A 20901-nucleotide genomic window follows, 5' to 3' on the forward strand; every position below is an offset into this window, starting at 1 on the left:
GCGAGTTGCTGGCGGCGTGAGGCAGAGTGATCCGGTTCGCGGCCCCAGGGGTAGGTCTCCCAGCCCACAGCGAACTCGGGGTGCAACTCGCCTCGGTCTTGGCTCACATCATTACGTTAGACCACTTTATAGAAGCAAAGTGGTGTACGGGTCGGGCGACTATCAGGGAAGCCCGACCGCCAGTCCTTCGATACGCGGCGGCGGAGTCCCACGACTCCCTGCGAGGCCGCGGCGCGTGGGATACGTTCGGATCTCCCCTGCTGCCGACCGGGACGGACACGTGATCGAGCACCGCGACGGCACGTTCTACCTGCAGACCGCGCACACGTCGTACTGGTTCGCCGTCACCGAGCACGGACACCTCGAGCACATCCACTACGGGCCGCGCCTGGCGATCCAGGATCCCAGTGCGCTGCGCTGGAGCCGGGTCGCGCGCGGGGGTTCGACCGTGGCCTACGCACCCGAGGACGTCCGCTACAGCCTCGACACCCTTCCCCTGGAGTTCAGCGGGATCGGGCAGGGCGACTACCGCACGAGCCCGTGTGAGATCCGCACCGCGCACGTCGGCTACGACCTCGACCTCGGCTACCGCGGCCACGAGGTCCACGCGGGCAGCCTCGCCGCACGCACCCTGCCGACGGCCCACGGGACCCCGGCCGAGGCCACGACCCTGGTCATCGACCTGGCCGACGAGCGCGCCGGCATCGAGGTGGCGCTGCATTACACGGTCTTCGCTGCGGCCGACGTCATCACCCGCCGGGTCGTCGTCCGCAACACCGGACCCGCTGAGGTGGTGGTCGAGAAGCTCCTGAGCTTCCAGCTCGACCTGCCGGAGGCATCGCTGGGCGGGGCGCCGCGGCTGATCACCTTCGACGGTGCGTGGATCGCGGAGACCCACGCCCACGACCGTCCGATCGGCCCCGGCTTCAGCGGGGTCTCCAGCAGCACCGGCTCCAGCAGCAACCGGCACAACCCCGGGTTCCTGCTCGCGGCCGCCGACGCCGACGAGGACCACGGACGCGTCCACGGCTTCAACCTCGTCTACAGCGGCAACCACCTCGGCAGCGTCGAGCGCGGCGCCACGGGTCTGCTCCGCGTCGCCGGCGGCATCAACCCGCAAGGCTTCTCCTGGCCGCTCGCACCAGGCGAGGAGTTCGAGACCCCCGAGGCGGTCCTGGCGTTCGCCGACACCGGGTTCAACGGGCTGTCGGAGCGGATGCACCGGTTCGTCGTCGACCACGTGCTGCCCGCGCGCTATCGGCGTACGCCGCGCCCGGTCGCCTACAACAGCTGGGAGGCGCTCTCCTTCGACGTCTCCGAGCGCCGCCTACTCAAGCAGGCACGCCGTGCCGCCGACCTCGGCATGGAGCTCTTCGTCGTCGACGACGGCTGGTTCGCCGGCCGCAAGGACGACACCGCCGGCCTCGGCGACTACGCCGTCGACGACGCGAAGTTCCCCCGCGGACTGGGCTCCCTGGTCACGAAGCTGTCCGCGCTCGGCCTGCAGGCCGGCATCTGGGTCGAGCCGGAGATGGTCAACGAGGACAGCGAGCTCTACCGCACCCACCCCGAGTGGGCGCTGCGCATCCCCGGCAAGCCTGCGCGCCTGGGTCGCCAGCAGCACGTGCTCGACCTGTGCAACCCGGACGTGTGCGACTACGTGGTCGCCTCGGTCGGCGCCCTGCTCGACGCCCACGACTTCCGCTACGTGAAGTGGGACATGAACCGGCATCTCGCCGACACCCACTCGCCGCACGTCCGTGCGCCCGGCATGACCGCCCACCAGTACGTCGCCAACCTGCACGACGTCCTACGCCGGATCTTCGAGCCGCGGCCACACGTGCTGCTCGAGACCTGCTCCAGCGGCGGCAACCGCTTCGACCTCGCCATGCTCGCCCACAGCGCGATGATCTGGGCCTCCGACGACACCGACCCGATCGAGCGGCTCGAGATCCAGCAGGGACTGTCGTACCTCTATCCGCTGAGCACCATCAGCGCACACATCTCCAACGCACCCCACCAGCAGACGCTGCGCAACACCCCGCTGTCGACGCGGTTCAACGTCGCCTGCTTCGGAGTCCTGGGCTATGAGTACGACCTCGAGCTGCTCAGCAGCGAGGAGCGCAAGGAGGTGCGTGAGCAGATCGCCTTCTATCGCACCCATCGCGACCTCTTCCAACACGGCCGGTTCCGCCGGCACACGAAGCCGCACCCCGACCGGTTCGTCTGGCAGGTCGACGACGGCGACCGGACCATCCTCGGCAACTTCCAGCGCCGCGTGGTCGCAGCGCCCGCGCCGGACCTCCTCCCCGTCGCCGGTCTCGAGCCCGAGACGACGTACCGCGTGCGGTCGAAGCCGCAGCGGCTGATGATCGACCGCTTCGGCGACCTGATCAACCACGTCACGCCGATCCGCCTCGACCCCCGCGGCGTCGTGCTCAGCACCGCGGCGAAGTTCACCAGCCTCACCGACGCCGCCGAGGAGTACGTCGGGACCGGAGCCCTGCTGGCGCAGGGGATCCGGCTGCACCACCAGTTCTCGGGCACCGAGTACCACCCCGGCATCCGGATGCTCGGGGACCACGGCTCCACGCTCTATGTCGTGGAGCGGCTCGAGGAGGGCCCGTGACCACCAGCTCGCCCAGCGCCGCAGAGCACCGGCGGATCCTGCGCAACCGCTACGGCTTCGGCCTCGGCACGCTGGGCCGCGACGCCGCCTACACGATGATCAGCCTCTACCTGATCTTCTACCTCAGCGACGTGCTCGAGGTGTCGGACTCCGTGCTCGGCGGCGTCACCGTCGTGCTGGTCGTCGTACGGATCTTCGACGCCGTCAACGATCCGTTCATGGGCGTGCTGATCGACAACACCCGCAGCCGGTTCGGCAAGTTCAAACCCTGGATCGTGCTCGGCGCCCTCACCTCGTCGGTCTTCATGGTGCTGATGTTCGCCGGGCTCGGTGTGGGGATGGGCGACCTCGCGTTCATCCTGACCTTCGCTGCGGTCTACCTCGCCTGGGAGATCACCTTCACCGCCAACGACATCGGCTACTGGTCGATGCTGCCGGCGCTGACCCAGGACCAGGCCGAGCGGGAGCGGATCGGCGCCTTCGCCCGGATCTGCGCCAACATCGGCACGTTCACGATGGTCGTGGCGATCGTGCCCGTCAGCAACGCCCTGGCCGATGTCGTCGGGGATCTCGCGACGGCGTACCTCACCATCGCCGGTGCCGTGGTGGTGCTGACGCTGGCGTGCCAGGCGGTCATGGTCCTGCTCGTCGAGGAGGACCCGGAGATCCCGGTGCGCGAGCAGCGCACGCCCTGGCGTGACCTGGCCCCGACGATCTTCCGCAACGACCAGCTGATCGCGATCACCGTCGCGCTGGTGCTGTTCATGACCGCCTTCACCACGACCGTCAGCTTCGGCATCTACTACTTCAAGTACGTCTGGGGAGACGAGGCGATGTACGCCGTCTTCGCCGCCGTGCTCGGCGTCGCGCAGATCGGCGCCCTCGTCATCCACCCGTGGCTCAGCGCCCGGTTCGGCCGCGAAGGGCTCTTCCGTACGGCGATAGGCCTGGTCGCCGGTGGCTACGTGCTGTTCTTCCTCACCCCGACCGGACAGCTGGCGCTCGTCGTGGTCGCGGGCCTGGCGATCTTCGCCGGTCAGGCCACGATCCAGCTGCTGATGCTGATGTTCATCGCCGACACGGTGGAGTACGGCCAGTGGAAGCTCGGGCGCCGCAACGAGAGCATCACGCTGTCGTTGCAGCCCTTCATCTACAAGCTCGGCTCAGCAGCCGCAGCCGGGATCGTCGGCTGGACGGTCATCGCGTCGGGGATGAGCGCGGCCGACAGCCACGAGGACATGACCGCCGCCGGGATCACCCTGGTCAAGACCGCGATGCTGCTGATCCCGCTGGCCCTCATCGTCCTCAGCTACATCGTCCACCGCCGGTTCTACCGTCTCGACGCGACGCGGTACGCCGCCATCGTCGCGCAGGTCCGCGAGCGCGACGGTGCACCCACCCCCAGCGACGAGGTGCAGGCGTGAACACCGTCCGCACCAGCATCCGCCCGGTCACCACCCGGAGCCGGATCCGCGACCTCTACGCCCATCCGCTGGGCCGCGACATCATCGACAAGTTGCTCCTGCAGTTGGGCAGGTCCAGCCGGTGGGTGACCAACCCCGCCGTCGGGGCACTCCGACTCGACCGACTCCCCCGGCTGACCGGCGGGCGCATCGACGCGGCCTTCCTCGACACCCTGGTCGACCTGCTCGCCCAGCACCCGGACGTCCCGGTCGACGACGACACGACGCCCGTCACGCCGGCGTGGTGGAAGGAGGCGGTGTTCTACCAGATCTACCCCCGCTCGTTCGCCGACAGCGACGGGGACGGCATCGGCGACCTGCCCGGCATCATCGAGCGGCTCGACCACCTGGTCGATCTCGGCGTCGACGCGATCTGGCTGTGTCCCGTCTACGACTCCCCCAACGACGACAACGGCTACGACATCCGCGACTACCAGGCGATCCTCGCCGAGTTCGGCACGATGGCCGACTTCGACCGGCTGCTCGCCGAGGTGCACCGACGCGGCATGCGGCTGGTCATGGACCTGGTCGTCAACCACACCTCCGACGAACATCCGTGGTTCGTCGAGGCGCTGCGCGACCCGGCCTCGCCGTACCGCCCCTACTACTTCCTGCGGCCCGGCACGGGCGAGGACGGCAGCGAGCCGCCCAACAACTGGACGTCGTTCTTCTCCGGATCGGCATGGCGGCACTACCCCGAGCACGACGTGTGGGCGCTGCACCTTTTCTCGGCCAAGCAGATGGATCTCGACTGGGACCACGCCCCCATGCGCGCCGATGTCATCGCGATGGTGCGGTGGTGGCTCGACAAGGGCGTCGACGGCTTCCGACTCGACGTCGTCAACTACATCTCCAAGCGCCGCGGCCTGCCCAACGGCAACCCGATGATCGGTGAGCTGATGCGCTTCACCGGGGTGGAGCACTACTTCGCCGGTCCGCGGCTGCACGAGCACCTGCGCCAGCTGCGGCGCGAGGCGTTCGCGCCGTACGACGCCGTCGCGATCGGGGAGACGCCCGGCGTGGGCATCGAGCTGGGCAAGCTGCTCACCGGCGAGGACCGCGGCGAGCTCGACCTGGTCTTCAGCTTCGACCACCTCGAGGCGCCCGGGAAGGTCCGCTTCGACGACTACCGCTACGACCTGCGCCACCTGCGGCGTGTCCTCGAGCGCCACCAACGGGCGTTCGGCAACCGCTCGTGGTCGGCGCTCTTCCTCGACAACCACGACAACCCCCGCATGGTCTCCAAGGTGGATCCGCGGCCCGCGCACCGCGAGGCCGTGGCGAAGCTGCTCGCGACCATCCAGCTCACCCTGCGCGGCACGCCGTTCCTCTACCAGGGCCAGGAGATCGGGATGGTCAACCAGGCCTTCACCTCGATCGACCAACTGCGCGACGTCGAGAGCCTCAACCGGTACGCCGAGCTGCGCAGCGCCGGCTCCACCGAACAGGAGGCGCTCGTCGGCGTGCTCGCGGGCAGTCGCGACCACGCCCGCACCCCGATGGCCTGGGACGCCGGCCCGCACGGCGGGTTCACCACCGGGGTGCCGTGGATCGAGGGCGACGGGGACCACGCGCAGTGCAACGTGGCCGACTCCCGAGCCGACGAGCGTTCTGTCCTGGCTTGGCACCGCGCGCTGATCGCACTGCGCCGCGCCCACCCCGCCCTCGTCTACGGCACCGTCGAGTTCGACCGCTCCGCCCGCGGCCACCTGTGGCGCTACCGCCGGTCGGGCGACGACGGCGAGGTGCTGGTCGTGTGCAACCTCAGCGATCGGCCCCGCCGGTGCCGACCGCCGGGTCCCGATTACGCCCTGGCTCTGCGCAGCGTCCCCGGCGGCGGGACCGCGGACGCCCGCCTGGCGGCGTACGAGGCACGGGTCTACGTGCGGCGCGCCGCCTCCAGTCCGGGGGTGGCGCCCACCGTCTCCCACACGTCCATCGTCCCCAGCAGCGACGGCGTCGCCAGCGCGACGCCGCTCAACAGGTAGCTCCGCGTCTTGACCGGGTCAGCGGCGACGTCGCGGAACCCCTGCAGGCGTTCCTCGGTCGGTTCGAAGACGAGGCGCTTGCTGTCACTGGAGATCGGGGTCGTGTAGTCCCAGAAGACTCGCTTGCGTGCTTCGGCGTACGCGTCGAGCAACGCCTCGTCTCCCCCGTCCAGCACGATCGCGACGAGGGCCTCGGTGAGCGTGTAGGCGTCGAACATGCCGCCCACGAGCCCGAACCCGCGCGTCGGGTTGGTGACGTGCGCAGCATCGCCCGCGAGCAGCACCCGCCCCACGCAGTAGGTCTCGGCCGACCGCTGGTGCATCCGGTAGTGCCGCCACCGCAGGATCTCGTGCCCGAAGTCCCCCTCGGGAAGCACGGCGCGGAAGTAGGCCGCCATGCGCTCCTCGATCCCCTCCTCCGGGAGGTCCAGCGACTCGGCGTACGTGTGGCGCCACAGACCGTCGGTGGTGATCTGGTGGACCACCGCGCCGTACTCGGAATCGATGAGGTATCCCGACACGAAGTGGTCCTCGTACCGACCACGGCAGTTCGTCGCGACGAAGCGCTCCCCCCAGGTCATCCCCTCGAAGTCCAGACCGAGCTCGCGGCGTACGACGCTGCGCGCGCCGTCGGCACCGACGAGCCACCGGGTGCGCAGGGTCTGCGGGCCTGTCTCGGTCGCGACCTGCACCGTGACGCCACTGCCGTCCTGTTCGAAGCCGGTGAGCGCGGTGCTCCAGCGGATCTCGGCGCATTCGTGCTGCACGAGGTGCTTCAAGACGACGCCACCGAGTGCGTCCTGCCCCAGTACCAGGCTGTAGGGGTGGCGCACGTCGTCCTTGAGCAGGCCGATGTCCATGGACAGCCGCTCACCGGTGCGGAACACCTGAGCGCTCCAGTCGTCCTTGAGGTACCCGGCGGCGATTGCGTCGTCCAACACCCCGAGACGCTCGAGCCCGGCGAGCGCCGCCCAGTGGTACGTCATGCCCCGCGGCTCGTCGAGGATGTCGGCGGCGGCCTCGAGCACGGTCACGGAGACCCCGCTGCGCGCCAGCCCGAGCGCGGCGATCAGGCCCACGGGGCCGGCTCCGACGATGATGACGTCGCTGTCGGTCATGTTGTCCCTCCGATGCCGCGGCGCGGCTGGTCGATCGGCTACGTGCGCCGATCCTCGCCACGGTCCGACCCCGCGCGCCGCCCACGTTTCCGGCCCGTGGAACGCGACCTCCTCGACGCCCCGTCGCTTGTCATGCTCGATGCATGACAAGCCCCAGGGAGACACCCGTTGACTGGTACTACGAGGACTTCGCGGTCGGCCAGTCCTTCCGCACCCAGGGCAGGACGATCACGGAGGCCGACCTCGTGACCTTCGCCGGGTGGAGCTGGGACACCAACCCGGTGCACACCGACGTCGAGCACAGCGCGCAGGGCCGGTTCGGGCGCCCCATCGCGCACGGGCTCCTCGGCCTGTCGGTCGCGCTCGGCCTGGTCTCGCGTCTCGGGGTCTTCGAGAAGTGCTCGGTGGCGCTGCTGGGCATCGACGGGTGGCGCTTCGAGCGCCCCGTGCTCGTGGGTGACACGCTCCACTGCACCGTCGACGTCACGGGCGTACGGACCACCAGCAAGGGCGACGCCGGCATCCTCGAACGCCGGCTCGCGCTCGTGAACCAGCACGGTGAGGTCGTGCAGCGCGGAGACATCGGCCTGATGGTCTCCCTCCGACCTGGCGGGCGCTGAGCCCCGAGCACCCAGCGCCCGCGTCGGCGTCAGGACCGGAGGTCCGGGAAGTCGTCCTCGCGCCACTCGAGCTCGGGACGTCCCTGCTCGTCCCCCGCTCGTCCGTCCTCGCGCCCCCGCAACTCCACGCGGCGGATCTTGCCGGAGATGGTCTTGGGCAGCGGTGCGAACTCGATCCGGCGTACCCGCTGCCACGGTGCCAGGCGCGCTCGCGCGTGGGCGAGCACGTCGCGAGCAACCTCAGGGCCGGGCTCGAAGCCGGGAGCCAGGGCGATGTAGGCCTTCGGCACGGCGAGCCGGACGGGGTCCGGTGCCGGCACGACCGCGGCCTCCGCGACTGCCGGGTGCTCGATCAGGACGGACTCGAGTTCGAAGGGCGAGATCTTGTAGTCGCTGGCCTTGAAGACGTCGTCGGTACGACCGATGTAGGTGATGTAGCCCTCCTCGTCGATCGACGCGACGTCACCGGTGCGGTACCACCGGCCTTCCGCGCCCCGGCCGTCGATCAGCGACCCGTCCTCGGTGCGATAGCCCGCCATCAGCGAGACCGGGTCGGACCACCGGTCCAGACAGATCTCGCCCTCCCCCGGGCCGGTCACCGGCTCGTCGGTGGCGGGGTCGAGGAGGACGACCGGCACGCCGGGCAGGGGGCGACCCATGGAGCCCGGTCGGAGCTTCGCGCCCGGCACGTTGCCGATGGAGGCAGTCGTCTCCGTCTGGCCGAACCCGTCGCGGATTGTCAGTCCCCACGCGCGTTCGATCTGGTCGATCACCTCGGGGTTGAGCGGCTCGCCCGCCCCGACGACCTCGCGGAGCGCTCCCGGTCCGCCCGAGAGGTCGCCGTTGATGAGCATGCGCCACACCGTCGGCGGAGCACACAGCGACGTGACCTCGTGGGTGCGCAGCACCCGCATGAGCGATGCGGCGTCGAACCGGGAGTAGCTCAGCACGAAGATCGTGGCTTCGGCGATCCACGGCGCGAAGAACGACGACCATGCGTGCTTGGCCCACCCGGGGCTCGAGATGTTGAGGTGTACGTCGCCGGGCTGCAGGCCGATCCAATAGGCCGTCGAGAGGTGTCCGACGGGGTAGGACAGCTGGGTGTGCTGCACGAGCTTCGGCCGTGACGTCGTCCCCGAGGTGAAGTAGAAGAGCAGCGGGTCGTCCGGGGAGGTGCCCGGATGCGGTGCCGGTCCGGTCTCCACCGCCGCTGCGTCCGCCAGGTCGAGCCATCCGTCAGCCGGTGCCGCGGCACCCACGGCGATCCGCAGGAAGTCTCCCGGGACCTGGTCGACGGTGGACATGTCGGCGGCCCCGGTGACGACCGCGACCGCACCCCCGCGGCGGACCCGGTCGGCGAGCTCCTCCGGCCCGACAGCCGTCGCCGTGGGCATCACGACGGCGCCCAGCTTCATGATGCCGAGCACGACCTCCCACATCTCGACCTGGTTCCCGAGCATCACGAGGACCGCCTGGCCGCGGGTGACGCCGAGTCCTGACAACCACGCCGCGACACGATCGGACCGGCGAGCCATCTCGTCGAAGCTCACGGTCTCGGATCCGCCGTCCTCGGCCACCACCACCAGGGCCGGCCGGTCGTTCCCGCGGGCGATCGCGTCGAACCAGTCGACCGCCCAGCAGAAGCGCTCGCCGACGTCCGGGTAGCGGAACTCCTCCACCGCCTGCTCGTAGCGGCCGCGGAGCCGTAGGAGATGATCACGCGCCTCGCGGTACGCGGCGGTGGCGATCCCCTGCTCGGCGGCCGGACTCTGCGTCGTGGTCATCGTGGATCCTCTCGTGTGAAGAACGCTCGGCCATTGGTCCGAGCGATGGCGTCGGTCTGGGTGGTGCTCAGCCCGTGCTCGCGCGCACCCGCGAGGAGGTCCCTCACGCCGGCGAGCTGGGACGGGATGAACGGCGCGTCCGTGCCGACCATGACGCGATCCGCGCCGAAGCGGTGGACGAGCAGGGGCAGGTGTGCCGGGTCGAGGACCAGCGTGTCGACCCACAGCTGCCGCAACAGATCGTCGAAGGCGTCGCTGCGGCCCTCCTCACCCCAGATCGAAAGTGCCAGGCCCAGCCGGGGCGCGGCCCACGCCAACGTGCCGCATCCGTGCGCGAAACCCATCCGCAGGTCAGGATGCCGCTCGATCACGCCACCGGTGAGCAGCGCGGTCGCGGCGAGGGCGGTGTCGCTGAGCATGCCGAAACCGAAGTCATAGGGCTGTCCCTCACGGCGTACGGCTCCGGTACCGCCGTCCATGGGGTGGACGAAGATGACCGCGCCGAGATCTGCCGCGGTCGCGAAGAACGGGGCGAGCTCCGGGTCGTCGAGCTCCCTGTCCTCGACCCGGGTCCCGATCTCGACACCGGCCAGGCCCAGGTGGTCCACAGCGTGCTCCAGCTCCCTGATCGCGGCACGGACGTCCTGGAGAGGCACCGTGGCCAGTCCGACGAGTCGCCCGCGGGAAGCGCCGACGGCGGTGGCGATCCCCTCGTTGACCGAACGGGCGAACCGGGCGGCCGGCGCCGGGTCCGCCCAGGTCGTCAGCATCACGGGCACCGGCGAGACGATCTGCTGGGCGATGCCGTGCGCGTCCATGAGCCTCAGTCGCGCGTCGACGTCCCACAGGCTGTGGTCGACGGCGCGGAAGAGCCGGTCCCCCTGGTAGATCCCACCGCGTGTCTGGTCCTCGGTGCTCGGGCGCAACAGCGGCCACCGCGGGTCCGCAGTCGGCGTCGGCACCAACGCGGCGGGGAAGAAATGCGCATGGCTGTCAACGATCCCCGGCAGCTCGGTGTGCTCCATCAAGACTCCTTCTTCACGCCGCGGCTCGCGACGGGGGTCGTGTCCGGGCCCGCACGTGCAGGGGCGGGGCTATTCTTCGTTCATTGCCGGGCAGCGCACGCATGTGAGGAGGTCCGCCATCCCCAAGAACGGCCCCTCCTCGCAGGAGTCGCCCTCGATCCTCGCCAAGGCCTTCGACGTCCTCCGGGCGTTCGACGCCTCCCGGCGCGTGATGACCCTGACCGAGCTCTCGCGCGCGGCTGACCTGCCCAAGTCCACCGTGCACCGACTGCTGGCGAGGCTGGTCGAGCTCGACGCAGTCGAGCACGTCGGGGACGGCTACCGCGTGAGCGTGAGCCTCGCGCAGCTGGCGTCCTTCTCGCCCGCCAACCTGATGCGCGAGCTCGCCCTGCCCCACATGGCGCGCCTGCACCACTGGTCGGGACAGACCGTCGCCCTCGGAGTGTTGCGAGGGATCGACGTGGTGGTCCTCGACCAGGTCGGCTTCCTCCCCTGGCACTCCCAGCGTGTCGTGGTGGGAGCTCGTCTGCCGGCGACGACGGCGGCCATGGGGAAGGTGCTGCTGGCCTGGGATCCCCGTGAGGTCCTGGAAACCGTGCTGCCCCGGCCCCTGCCGGCACTGACGTCGGCGTCGATCACCGACCCGGAGGTCCTGCTCGACGAGCTGCGTACCGTCCGTGCCGACAACCTCGCCACTCAGCTGCACGAGACCCGCCAGGGGGTCGCCGGCATCGCCTCGGCGATCATCGTCCACGGGAAGGCGGTCGGCGCCCTCAGCCTCATCTATCCGGCTGCCGTGGAGCTGCGACCGCAGGCCACGAACGCCCTCCGCGACGCGACGGCGCGGCTCGGCGTCGAGATCCGGCGGGCACTGGAGGCATCCGGTCAGGACCAACGCTGGATGCCGGGCCGGGAAGTCGGACTTCCCGACCCGGACACGGAGGACTAGCACCACTCAGCGGAAGACCGCGAAGGCCTTGTTGGAGTTGAAGATCTCGGTCTCCACCAGCTCGCTCCACTCGAGCTCCATGCCCAGCTCGGTCGTGGCACCCAGCAGGCAGTGCCAGTTGAGGATCTCGTGCTGCCCGGAGTGGACGACCTCTTGGCTCGTGCGCTGCACCCACGGCTCGTGATCCCCTGCGAGCATCGCCTCGTAGAGCGCCCGGTCGGCGGCGGTGTCCGGTCGAAGATGCCAGCCCTCGTCGTAGAGGAACGCGTGCGACCAGCTGGACGAGGCGACGAGCGCGACGCGCAGGTCGCTGTCCCTCGCCATCCGGCCGACGGCCCGCCCGAGCTCGTAGCACCGAGCAGGGGTGGGGCCGGGAGGGTCCAGGTCCTCCCCCGCCTGGATCTCGGCGAACCGCGCGATACCCCCGCGGCGCGCGATCACGTGCTCGCCGTAGCAGTTCACCGCGATCGGCACGATCGGGTACGGGAACTCCTTCCCCACGTTCTCGTAGTCGAGGAAGATCTGGGTGTTGGCGAACGCGTGCGGGAAGTTCGTCCCCGGACGCGGCATGTAGGAGTAGGCGATGTCGACGCCGGAATCCAGCACCGACGTGGCGAGCTGCTTCCCGAAGTCCGGCGCGCCCCGCATCGTGAAGGACTGCGAGTTGGGCAGCCCCCAGGCGTTCGGCAACCCGAGCTTCGTGATGACACCGAAGGGATCCACCTCGGTGTCCTCGTAGGCGAGCACGCAGAAGCTCGGGATCACCTCCTCACGGAAGTTCTCGTACTGGTCGTCACCCCAGACCACGACCACGTCCGGCTCGAAGGCGTCGAGCTCCGCCCGGACCCGGCGCAGGTGCGCCAGGAGCTCGGCGCGATGCTTGGCCGCAGCCGCGGTGCCGCCGTCGTCCGACCACTCCTCGCGGGCCATCGCCGACCAGTTCGCCGGGTCCTTCTCGGCCTCCGGGATGTCGGGGTCCTTGAGCGTCGAGTGCAACAGCGCAGCCATCGTCTCGTCAGGCCCGAGCAACAACGGGTAGTGGGTCATGCCCAGCCCGATGACGTCACCCATGGTGTTCCCTCCTGTCCTCTCGCGTCACGACCGCACGGCGGTCGAGTCCGCCTCCAGCTCGAGGCGCGGAGCCGTCCAGTAGTCCGGCAGCTCGTCGTAGTCCTCGGGAGGGAGCACCTCGCCGGTGACGATCTCGTTCCACCGACGCCAGAACGTCCGCATCTGGTACTCGTCGGACTGCACCGGCACCGAGGCATGCATCCCGCGGGAGATGTCCGACCACTCCAGCTCGTTGACCGAGGCGTAGGCGCTCTGGGCGCTCTCCAGCATCTCGACGTCGTCGGGCGACGCCAGGCCACCGGGGCCCCAGAAGGTCAGGAAGTTGTCGAGCCGCTGCCGCTTGAGCTCCGCCCCCTCCTCCGGGGGCGCGAGCTCCCAGGCCGTGACCTCCATGTAGTCGGGCGACACCGGGTCGATCTTGCGGATGACCACGCCCATGACGAGGTCGATGATGACCAGGTTCGGGAAGATGACCATGTTGCGGATCCCGTTGAGTCGCTCGACCCAGCCCTCGCCGTACTTCGCCCGCAGCCGCTCGTAGCGCGCCTCCCGCTCAGCCTTGGCCTCGTCGGAGAGGGGACGACCGAAGATGTCACCACTGCCGGACCCGCCGACGGTCACGGCGTGCCCGTTGCCGAGGTTGATGGACCGGGAGTTGAGCAGCGAGCTGCCGGCGTCGATCGCACCCCGGGCGGCCACGATCATCTCGAAGTACCGCTGGTGGGTGGACATCGCGTGGTAGCCGTCGAAGCTGTTCTCCACGAGCAGCTTCCAGTTCGCGCGCACCGAGTAGTGGTGGGTTCCCTCCAGCACCTCCATGCCCACCTCGGACATGTCGGAGACGAGGTCCAGGTACTCGGCGGCACCGGCGAGGTAGGTCTTCAGGTCGACGATCTCGGGATCGAAGGTCACGAAGACGAACCCGCGGTAGCTGTCGACCTTCGCGGGCGCAGCGAGCTGGGGCCGCTCGAAGTTGGGTCCGTAGGCCGCGTCTCCCGGCATCGACACGAGGTCACCGCTCGTGCTGAAGCTCCAGCCGTGGTAGGCGCAGGTCATGAAGCGGGCGTTGCCCGAGTCCTCCCGGCAGAGCATGGCGCCACGGTGAGGGCACGAGTTCACCCACACCTTGACCTGCCCCAACTTGTCACGGGCGAAGATCAGCGGACGTCCGCCGACCGTGCGGGTCTTGAAGTCGTTGGGCTTCTTGAGCTCCGTCTCGTGACCCAGGTAGAGCCACGTCTTGTTGAAGATCTTCTCCTTCTCCAGGGCGAACACCTCCGGGTCGGTCATGACCCTCCGGTTGACCCGGAAGCGCGGCATGTCACGGTCGTCGTCGATGTACTGGGACACAGGAAGCACCTTCGTTTCTCTCGGTGGAGTGTTCGTTCAGTGACGGGGGGTCCGGTCGAGCGCCTCGCGCTCGTCCCAGGCCTGGATGAGGGGGGTCGGTCGAGGGGCGACGTGGATGTTCAGCCACTCGACGGTGCGCTGCCAGGAGTCGAACACCGCTTGGTGCGCGAGTCCGTCGACGGAGTCCTGCAGACAGTGCTCGACCCCGGGGTAGCCGACCAGTGACACGTGCTGGGTCGACGCGTCGGACAGTCGCCGCTCGTGGGCCACCAGCTCGGCGCTTGCGTGGCGACCAGGGCCGAGGCCGGTCATGCCCAGCCAGGGCGTCCGCAGGGCGACGGCCTCCGGCGCGAGGATGTCGGCGCGCTCGCGCGGGACGCTGACCGCGGCCCCGAACGTCGTACGTGCTGCCGCGAGCATGGCCAGTCGCGCACCCTCGCCGTAGCCGATGAGGCCCGTCTGCTCGAGCGTCCAGTCGCGCGCCGCGACACGTTCCACGAGTCGTGCGACGAGCTCGGTGCCGAGCGCGTCACCACAGGCGTCCGCCGCCGGCTCAGCCATCACGGACTCATAACCGTGCTGGGCCAGGGCGTTCATCGTGTCCACCGCCTCGACCGGGCGCATTCCCCCGGGACCCGCGAGGACGACGGCGGCGCCGCGCGGGATGCCTCCCAGCAGGAGTGCGGAGATGCGCACCTCCACCCCGCCGACGGTCTCGGTCGTGACCTCGGGATCGATGCGTACGTCAACGGACAACTGCCTGCTCCTCACTCGTCGTCGGTGCCGGCGAGTCAAGCTGCGACGCCGAGCGCAGTGAACGGAGCGTCCCGGCCGTCGGAACGCCTCCCCGGCCCGTTGGCTCCAGCCCGGCGCTGATGCGGCGGGCGCTGGTCGTCACCAACCGACCGAGCTCCGTGATCCGCGCGGTCCGCGACCTGCCGAACGTCGAGCTCGGCACCGCGAGGGAGACCGCGGCAACAGGCTCGTCGTCGACGAGGACCGGGGCGGCGATGCAGACGACACCGTGGCAGGCCTCCTCGCTCTCGACGACGAACCCCTCCTGCCGGGTCCGTTGCATCTGGGCCAGCAGCTGACCGTGGCGGGACACCGAGTGCGGGGTGACCCGCGGCAGCGGCTCGAGCAGCACCCGCTCGACGACGGAGGCCGGACTGACGGCGAGCATCGCCTTGCCCAGGCCTGTGCACGCCGCCGGGAACCGGCCCCCTACGCGGGTGGGCAGTCGCACCCCGTCGGGTTGCATCAACTTGTCGACGTAGTGAACGGCTCGCCCCTGCAGCACCCCGAGGTGCACGGCGATCGCCGGAGCCTGCCGGAACAGCGAGGCCAGGTGGGGGTATGCCGCATCGCGCAGGTCGGCGAAGCGGGACAGCCGTGCTTCCTCACCGAGGTCGAGGAAGGAGCTGCCGAGTCGGTAGAGGCTGCCCTCGCGCTCGACGAAGCCGTGGTCCTCGAGCACCTTCAGCAGGCGGTGGGTCGTGCTCTTGGGCAGCCCGGCTGCGACGGCCACCTCGGTCAGGCTCACGGAGCCTCTCCCGCCCCGGAGCATCACGGTGAGCAGTCCGAGCACCTTGGACGCCGAGGACGAGGGCGTGTCCAGCTCCGGCCCCGTGCTGGGCTCGCGACTGAGTGGTTGAACGCTCATGAACCCTCCTGATCGACATCGACCGACGCTGTGCGGCGTCGGGAGTCACACCTTCGAGTGACGCCCACCACAGGAGGTAGGGGCTGTTCCAGCGGCCGGAACCGCCCCGCACGACCGGTGATCGCTCAGAGGCACACGACGAACGGACGTACGCCGCTCCCTGTCCGCGCGGCCGTGTCCAGCAGGTGGGCCGCCTCGCCGAGTCCACCGTCGAGCCGCGGGCGCACCGGCAGTACCAACCGGCCCAGGGCGGCGAGCCGGAGCAGACGTGGCAGCGCGGCGGGGTCCAGCGGGGGGACGCCCGACAGCGTCCGCGCGTCCCAGCGCGGCGACTCCACCCAGCGTGCCGGGCCGGCCAGCACCCCTCGTCCCACCGGGCCGAGCGCGGCGAGGGCCTGCTCGGCGGCGCGCGCGTCGGGTGCGAGGTGCAGCGCGACGTCGAGACCGTCATTGCCGACTGACTCGCGCACATGCTCCGCGAAGTCCGGGACGTGCGGGTCCAGACACACGTCCGCACCGAGGTCCCGACCCTGTGCACGTGCGTCCTCGTCCGGGTCGACCACGACGATCGGCGCAGCGCCCCGCGCTCGCGCGACGACGACGGCCGCGGCACCCAGGGCGCCGCCGCCCCAGATCCCCAACGACTCCCCTGCCGTGAGCCGGGCGTGCTCGAGCATGCTGTCCACCCGAGCGGCAGCGACGATCTGCGCGGCGTACGACGGCTCCAGTCCCTTCGGCACCGGCACGAGTGCCCGTGCCGGCACACTCACGTAGTCGGCGAGTGCGCCGTCGTGTTCGACCCCGAGCCGGAGCCAGCTCCCGCGCGACCCGAACTCCGGCTGCACCACGACGGTGCGGCCGAGCGGCCAACCCTCGACACCGACTCCCGGTGCAGCGACCGTGCCACTCAGGTGACGTCCCAGCGTCCGACTCGGTGTGGCGTCGAGCCGCACGGGCCACGGACCCGTCTCCGGTTCTGCGTCAGCGCGGTCGACGGACACGGCGGCGACCCGGACGAGCACCTCGCCCGAGGCGGGCCGTAGCCGACGGACCTCCTCGACCCGGACGTGCGAGCCGTCGTAGCGCACGGCGCTCATCATCGGAACCTGCACGACACTCCTCCGTCCCCGGACTCCGGACCGGGCCGCGACCATAGGCGGCAGTCACACCACGACAGGACGGGCCGTTCCGGTGGCTGAAACCCTGCCTAGGAGGGGGCTCCCGAGCGGTCGCAGACTCGACCGAACACGTGCGTGGGACACAACGTCGTCCGCGCCCCGTTCATCGTCGAGGAAGGACACATGATGGAGCGCATCTTCGCCTGCAAGGCCGACGAGCTCGAGCCGGGCAGCACCATGACCGTCGAAGGGGAGAGTCCGGTCGCCGTCTACCGGACCGAGGACGGCACGTGGTTCGCCAGCGACGACTCCTGCACCCACGAGCAGTTCTCCCTGGGCACGGACAGCGACCTCGAGGACGACGAGGTCGTGTGCCCTCTGCACATGGCGCGCTTCGACCTGAAGACCGGCCGGGCCCTGTGCTTCCCCGCCACGGTCGCGCTGCGCATGCACGAGGTGGTCCTCGACGGTGACGACGTGTACGTCGTCCTGACGGACTCACGCGAGCAGTCGGCTGCGGCATCGGCGCAGACCGCAGTGGGAGCCTGACCATGGCGCGCGTCGTCATCGTCGGCGCCTCGGTCGCAGGCGTCCGTACGGCACAGGCGTTGCGCATGCAGGGCTTCGCCGGTGCCATCACGCTCATCGGCGAAGAACCGCACCACCCGTACGACAAGCCGCCGCTGTCCAAGGAGCACCTGCGACCCGACGCACCGCACGACCCGCCTGCGCTGGTGTCCGCCGAGGAGCTCGAGCAGCTCGCGGTCGACCTGCACCTGGGCGTGCGCGCCACCGGTCTCGACCCCGCCGCCCGCGTCCTGCACACCGACGCCGGTGAGCACACCTACGACCAGCTCGTCATCGCCACCGGCGTCGTCCCGCGGACCCTTCCGGGCTCGGGTCTGGCCGGCGTCCGCACCGTGCGTACTGCGGACGACGCTGCCTTCCTGCGGTCCCAGCTCACGACGACGCCGCGGGTCACCGTCATCGGGGCTGGGTTCATCGGTGCGGAGTTCGCCTCCGCAGCCCGTGCGAGGGGATGCCAGGTCACCGTCGTCGAGGCGCAGCAGACCCCCATGGCCCACCTGTTCGGGGAACGGGTCGGGGCTCGCCTCGCCGCGCTCCACGAGGCCAACGGTGTCGCCCTGCGGACCGGGGCACGCTTCGAGCGGTTCGTGGGCGACGGCCACGTCGAGGGGGTGGTCCTCGCCGATGGGGAGGTCGTCCCTGCCGATCTCGTCGTCGTCGGCATCGGCGCCACCCCGGCGACGGACTGGCTCCGTGGCTCAGGACTCCCCGTCGACGACGGGGTCGCGTGCGAGTCGGACCTGAGCGTGGTGGGCCACCCGGAGATCTTCGCGGCAGGCGACGTGGCCCGCTGGCCGCATCCGCACTACGGCGAGCCGATCCGCATCGAGCACTGGACGAACGCCAACGAGCACGGAGCCATCGTGGCCTCCGCGATCGCCGGTGGACCCGCCCCGCGCGCTCAAGTCCCCTATGTCTGGTCGGACCAGTATGGGCACCGCATCCAGATCGTCGGACTTCCGTCGCGCGGTACGCCGGCGTACGTGACCGGCGACGGCCCCACGGATCTCGTCGCCGTCTATGCCGACCGTGCGGGGTCGACCGTGGGCGCCGTCGTGGTCGACGACTCCCGTACCTTCATGAAGCTGCGCAAGGCGGTCACGAAGCGGACTGCGTTCGCCGACCTCGATCTCCCGCAGACCTCACCGGCACCTGCCTGATCGGCACGAACCGGTCCCACACGAAGGGCCGCCACCCGTGAGCAACGCTCGCGGGTGGCGGCCTTCGTCGTCGGCGGGTTCAGTCGCGCTGGGGCTGCCAGGGCCAGTACTTGGCGGTGGCGCCCCCGTCGACGGTGATGTTGCTGCCCGTGATCATCGCCGACTCCTGACTGGCGAGGAACACCACGGCACCGACGTAGTCGTCCGGCGTCGGGAGCCGCTGCATCGGCAGCTGTCCGGCGAAGTCCATCGGGAAGCGTCCCTCGACCCGGCCCAGCTGACCGACCTTGGCCACCAGGTCCGGGTCCTCGGGCTGGGTCGCGGTCGGGGTGAAGCCGTTGACGCGGATGCCGTGCTCGGCGAGCTCCATGGCGGCGGAGCGGGTGAAGTTGATCATCCCGCTCTTCGCCGTCGAGTACCCGATGTTGCCGGGTTGCCCCTGCCAGGCAGCAGTGGACAGCACGTTGATGATGCTGCCGCCGCGGTACCCGGCGATCATCGCCCGCGCGGCGGCCCGGGAGAAGAGGAACGAGCCGCCCAGGACGATGTCGACCTGGCGTCGGTAGTCCTCGACCGGCATGTCCAGCAATCCGCGTTGGTCGAAGTAGACGGCGTTGTTGACGAGCACGTCGACCCGGCCCCAACGGTCGAGGGCGAGGTCCATGACCTCGTCCGCGTGGGTCGGGTCGGTGACGTCACCCACGGCCGCGATGGCTTCCCCGCCGGCAGCGGTGATCCGCTGTGCCGCCGCCTCGGCGACGGTGCTGGAGATGTCCGTACAGACGACCCGGGCACCGTGGTGGGCGAGTCCCGCGGCGAGCGTGCCGCCGATGTTCGGGCTCGCACCGGTCACCACGGCGACCAGGTCCTGAAGCCGGCTCACAGGATGATGCTGACCTTGCCGTGCGGACGCAGCGCATCCAGGTCGAGCACCGACTTGCGCACCAGGAACCGGAAGCCGGCGCCGTCGCGCTCCAGCAGGTGCACGTACCGACCGAAGTAGGTGTCCACCTTCCCGTTCCGCGCACGGAAGACGGCGAAGTTGGCGCGCGCCTCGACCGTGCCGTCCTCCCGCTCGCTCGCCTTCACGTTGGTCACCATCCGACGGGTGCGGGAATGCGGGTACTCAGCATGCGCGGCCCGCGTCTGCAGGGAGTTCACGCGCTGCTCGAGGAGGAACCGGTCGTCCTGCACCAGGAACAGGTCCTTGGTCGGATCTCCGTCCGGCAGGTCCGTGGACGGGATGAGGTAGCGACCGGTCTCGGCGAACAGGGTCAACCACTCGTGCAGTCGCCACTCGTCGAGGAGGTCGGCCTCGAAGTAGAGGAAGTCCTCGACCGAGCGGACGAGACCCGCGTCCGTGTGGGCCTGGGATGTAACGGTCATGACGGTGTCTCCCACTCAGTTGTGCTGGATGAATTCGCTGACTTCGCGGTTGAACTCGCGCGCGTGCTCGATCTGCGCCCAGTGGCCACACCGGTTCAGCAGGAGCAGACGTGAGTTCGGTACGGCGCTGACGAGCCGCAGGCTGTGCTCGTAGCTCACAACCCGGTCGTCGCGTCCGTGGATCGCGAGCGTCGGTGCTGTGATCTCCTGCAGCCTGGGTCCGTAGGTGAAGTACTCGGTGCTGAGCGGGTTGCCGCCCGGTGCGTCGTTCCAGCTCGCCAGGTGCTCCGGGTGCGCGAGCGCGGCCTCCAGCCGCAGTGCCGCCAGGTCATCGCCGACCGCGGCAGGGTCGAACGCCATGATCTCGGTGACCCGCTGCATGTTCTCGATCGTCGGCTCACGGTAGGTCTGGAAGAGGATCTTCAGACCCTCGGTGAGGCCGGCGGCGCCCCAGGTGTTCTGCCCCGGGACGGGTGCGCCCATGGAGACCAGGTGGCTGACCCGCTCCGGGTGCAGGATCGCCGTGGAGATCGACGTGATCCCCCCCATCGAGTTCCCGACCAGGGCGGCGCGCTCGATGCCGAGCTCGTCCATGAAGGCGATCAGGGCCGCGACGTGGTCGTAGCCGGTCTCGGGAGTCTGGGTGTCGCTCTCGCCCCAGCCCGGCATGTCGATGGCATAGACGTGGAACGACTCCGCCAACGCCGCGACGTTGGCGCGGAAGTTGCTCCAGCCCGTCGATCCCGGGCCGCTGCCATGCAGCAGGATCACCGGGTGCCCGGCACCCGCCTCGTGGTAGTGGATGCGGTGGCGCGACGTCTGCACGAAGCGGCTCGTGTCCGCGGCGGTGAGCTCGGGACGTGCGGTCTCCGCGATGAGCTGGGCGCTCATGGGTGCCTCCTGAGAAAGTGTGGGCGCAGGGTCGACGTGACGCTAAGCACGCCGTCGCTGGACTCCCAGAGGGAGTTCCGGCGCCCGGAACCGCGAGA

18 protein-coding genes are annotated in these 20901 nt (G+C 70.0%); 7 read left to right on the top strand and 11 right to left on the bottom strand.

Features of this window, described 5'->3' with window-relative positions; all coding sequences use genetic code 11:
- Positions 1–235: 235 nt before the first annotated feature.
- From J2S59_RS17595 to J2S59_RS17605, 3 genes are read left to right on the top strand one after another with little or no spacing between them, the layout of a single operon-like run.
- Positions 236–2629: an alpha-galactosidase gene (locus J2S59_RS17595; RefSeq protein WP_306825347.1), complete on the top strand. Its 2394-nt coding sequence runs from the start codon at positions 236–238 to the stop codon at positions 2627–2629.
- Complete coding sequence (locus J2S59_RS17600; RefSeq protein WP_246360147.1) at positions 2626–4053, top strand: glycoside-pentoside-hexuronide (GPH):cation symporter; 1428 nt, start codon at positions 2626–2628, stop codon at positions 4051–4053. The genes J2S59_RS17595 and J2S59_RS17600 overlap by 4 nt, the downstream gene beginning before the upstream one ends.
- Complete coding sequence (locus J2S59_RS17605; protein WP_306825348.1) at positions 4050–6080, top strand: alpha-glucosidase; 2031 nt, start codon at positions 4050–4052, stop codon at positions 6078–6080. Before J2S59_RS17600 ends, J2S59_RS17605 begins: the two co-directional genes overlap by 4 nt.
- Here the strand turns inward: J2S59_RS17605 and J2S59_RS17610 are convergent.
- Entirely contained in the window at positions 5972–7198 is a 1227-nt protein-coding gene (locus tag J2S59_RS17610) for an FAD-dependent oxidoreductase (protein WP_068119237.1), read from the bottom strand. The genes J2S59_RS17605 and J2S59_RS17610 overlap by 109 nt on opposite strands.
- Before the next feature lie 143 nt (positions 7199–7341).
- On the opposite strand from J2S59_RS17610, the gene J2S59_RS17615 reads away from it, so the two are divergent.
- Positions 7342–7818 carry a MaoC/PaaZ C-terminal domain-containing protein gene (locus J2S59_RS17615; protein ID WP_068119240.1) on the top strand — a complete coding sequence of 159 codons (477 nt, stop codon included), beginning with the start codon at positions 7342–7344 and terminating at the stop codon, positions 7816–7818.
- A 29-nt stretch (positions 7819–7847) separates the two neighbouring features.
- On the opposite strand, the gene J2S59_RS17620 is transcribed toward J2S59_RS17615, so the two are convergent.
- Positions 7848–9602 (bottom strand): AMP-binding protein, encoded by a 1755-nt coding sequence (locus J2S59_RS17620; RefSeq protein WP_068119242.1) that lies wholly within the window; start codon positions 9600–9602, stop codon positions 7848–7850.
- The gene (locus J2S59_RS17625; RefSeq protein ID WP_068119245.1) at positions 9599–10627 is read right to left on the bottom strand and encodes an amidohydrolase family protein; all 1029 of its coding nucleotides are present in this window, start codon (positions 10625–10627) and stop codon (positions 9599–9601) included. The genes J2S59_RS17620 and J2S59_RS17625 overlap by 4 nt, the downstream gene beginning before the upstream one ends.
- 103 nt (positions 10628–10730) lie before the next feature.
- On the opposite strand from J2S59_RS17625, the gene J2S59_RS17630 reads away from it, so the two are divergent.
- Positions 10731–11576, top strand: coding sequence for an IclR family transcriptional regulator (locus J2S59_RS17630; RefSeq protein WP_068119249.1), 846 nt, complete (start codon positions 10731–10733; stop codon positions 11574–11576).
- 6 nt (positions 11577–11582) lie between these two features.
- Here J2S59_RS17630 and J2S59_RS17635 read toward each other — a convergent pair whose 3' ends face one another.
- From J2S59_RS17635 to J2S59_RS17655, 5 genes are all read right to left on the bottom strand, one after another.
- Complete coding sequence (locus J2S59_RS17635) at positions 11583–12647, bottom strand: DODA-type extradiol aromatic ring-opening family dioxygenase (protein ID WP_068119251.1); 1065 nt, start codon at positions 12645–12647, stop codon at positions 11583–11585.
- 24 nt (positions 12648–12671) lie between these two features.
- On the bottom strand, positions 12672–13997 hold the full coding sequence (locus J2S59_RS17640) for an aromatic ring-hydroxylating oxygenase subunit alpha (protein WP_068119254.1): 1326 nt from the start codon (positions 13995–13997) through the stop codon (positions 12672–12674).
- Positions 13998–14033: 36 nt separating this feature from the next.
- Positions 14034–14753 carry a dienelactone hydrolase family protein gene (locus J2S59_RS17645; RefSeq protein ID WP_068119258.1) on the bottom strand — a complete coding sequence of 240 codons (720 nt, stop codon included), beginning with the start codon at positions 14751–14753 and terminating at the stop codon, positions 14034–14036.
- Complete coding sequence (locus tag J2S59_RS17650) at positions 14743–15660, bottom strand: IclR family transcriptional regulator (protein ID WP_068119260.1); 918 nt, start codon at positions 15658–15660, stop codon at positions 14743–14745. The genes J2S59_RS17645 and J2S59_RS17650 overlap by 11 nt, the downstream gene beginning before the upstream one ends.
- 125 nt (positions 15661–15785) lie before the next feature.
- Entirely contained in the window at positions 15786–16757 is a 972-nt protein-coding gene (locus J2S59_RS17655) for a zinc-binding dehydrogenase (protein ID WP_220138363.1), read from the bottom strand.
- 156 nt (positions 16758–16913) lie between these two features.
- Here J2S59_RS17655 and J2S59_RS17660 point away from each other — a divergent pair, with 156 nt between their 5' ends.
- Both J2S59_RS17660 and J2S59_RS17665 read left to right on the top strand, forming a co-directional pair.
- Positions 16914–17327 carry a non-heme iron oxygenase ferredoxin subunit gene (locus J2S59_RS17660; RefSeq protein ID WP_220138364.1) on the top strand — a complete coding sequence of 138 codons (414 nt, stop codon included), beginning with the start codon at positions 16914–16916 and terminating at the stop codon, positions 17325–17327.
- 2 nt (positions 17328–17329) lie between these two features.
- Complete coding sequence (locus J2S59_RS17665; protein WP_068119264.1) at positions 17330–18526, top strand: NAD(P)/FAD-dependent oxidoreductase; 1197 nt, start codon at positions 17330–17332, stop codon at positions 18524–18526.
- A gap of 79 nt (positions 18527–18605) precedes the next feature.
- Here the strand turns inward: J2S59_RS17665 and J2S59_RS17670 are convergent, their stop codons facing one another.
- Genes J2S59_RS17670 through J2S59_RS17680 form a run of 3 tightly spaced genes read right to left on the bottom strand, consistent with a single transcriptional unit; the run spans position 18606 to position 20803 of the window.
- Positions 18606–19409, bottom strand: coding sequence for an SDR family NAD(P)-dependent oxidoreductase (locus J2S59_RS17670; RefSeq protein ID WP_068119266.1), 804 nt, complete (start codon positions 19407–19409; stop codon positions 18606–18608).
- A complete protein-coding gene (locus J2S59_RS17675) occupies positions 19406–19912 on the bottom strand; it encodes an aromatic-ring-hydroxylating dioxygenase subunit beta (protein ID WP_068119274.1) in 507 nt (168 codons plus the stop codon). Before J2S59_RS17675 ends, J2S59_RS17670 begins: the two co-directional genes overlap by 4 nt.
- A gap of 15 nt (positions 19913–19927) precedes the next feature.
- Positions 19928–20803, bottom strand: coding sequence for an alpha/beta fold hydrolase (locus J2S59_RS17680; protein WP_068119269.1), 876 nt, complete (start codon positions 20801–20803; stop codon positions 19928–19930).
- Positions 20804–20901 lie beyond the last annotated feature (98 nt).

It is taken from the genome of Nocardioides massiliensis (genome assembly GCF_030811215.1).
Lineage (GTDB): Bacteria > Actinomycetota > Actinomycetes > Propionibacteriales > Nocardioidaceae > Nocardioides_A > Nocardioides_A massiliensis.

Bases quoted from the DNA above. Each gene is read 5' to 3' on its own strand.
- J2S59_RS17610 (WP_068119237.1), bottom strand. From the start codon at position 7,198: ATGACCGACAGCGACGTCATCATCGTCGGAGCCGGCCCCGTGGGCCTG.
- J2S59_RS17615 (WP_068119240.1), top strand. From the start codon at position 7,342: ATGACAAGCCCCAGGGAGACACCCGTTGACTGGTACTACGAGGACTTC.
- J2S59_RS17620 (WP_068119242.1), bottom strand. From the start codon at position 9,602: ATGACCACGACGCAGAGTCCGGCCGCCGAGCAGGGGATCGCCACCGCC.
- J2S59_RS17625 (WP_068119245.1), bottom strand. From the start codon at position 10,627: ATGGAGCACACCGAGCTGCCGGGGATCGTTGACAGCCATGCGCATTTC.
- J2S59_RS17635 (WP_068119251.1), bottom strand. From the start codon at position 12,647: ATGGGTGACGTCATCGGGCTGGGCATGACCCACTACCCGTTGTTGCTC.
- J2S59_RS17650 (WP_068119260.1), bottom strand. From the start codon at position 15,660: ATGAGCGTTCAACCACTCAGTCGCGAGCCCAGCACGGGGCCGGAGCTG.
- J2S59_RS17655 (WP_220138363.1), bottom strand. From the start codon at position 16,757: ATGAGCGCCGTGCGCTACGACGGCTCGCACGTCCGGGTCGAGGAGGTC.
- J2S59_RS17665 (WP_068119264.1), top strand. From the start codon at position 17,330: ATGGCGCGCGTCGTCATCGTCGGCGCCTCGGTCGCAGGCGTCCGTACG.
- J2S59_RS17675 (WP_068119274.1), bottom strand. From the start codon at position 19,912: ATGACCGTTACATCCCAGGCCCACACGGACGCGGGTCTCGTCCGCTCG.
- J2S59_RS17680 (WP_068119269.1), bottom strand. From the start codon at position 20,803: ATGAGCGCCCAGCTCATCGCGGAGACCGCACGTCCCGAGCTCACCGCC.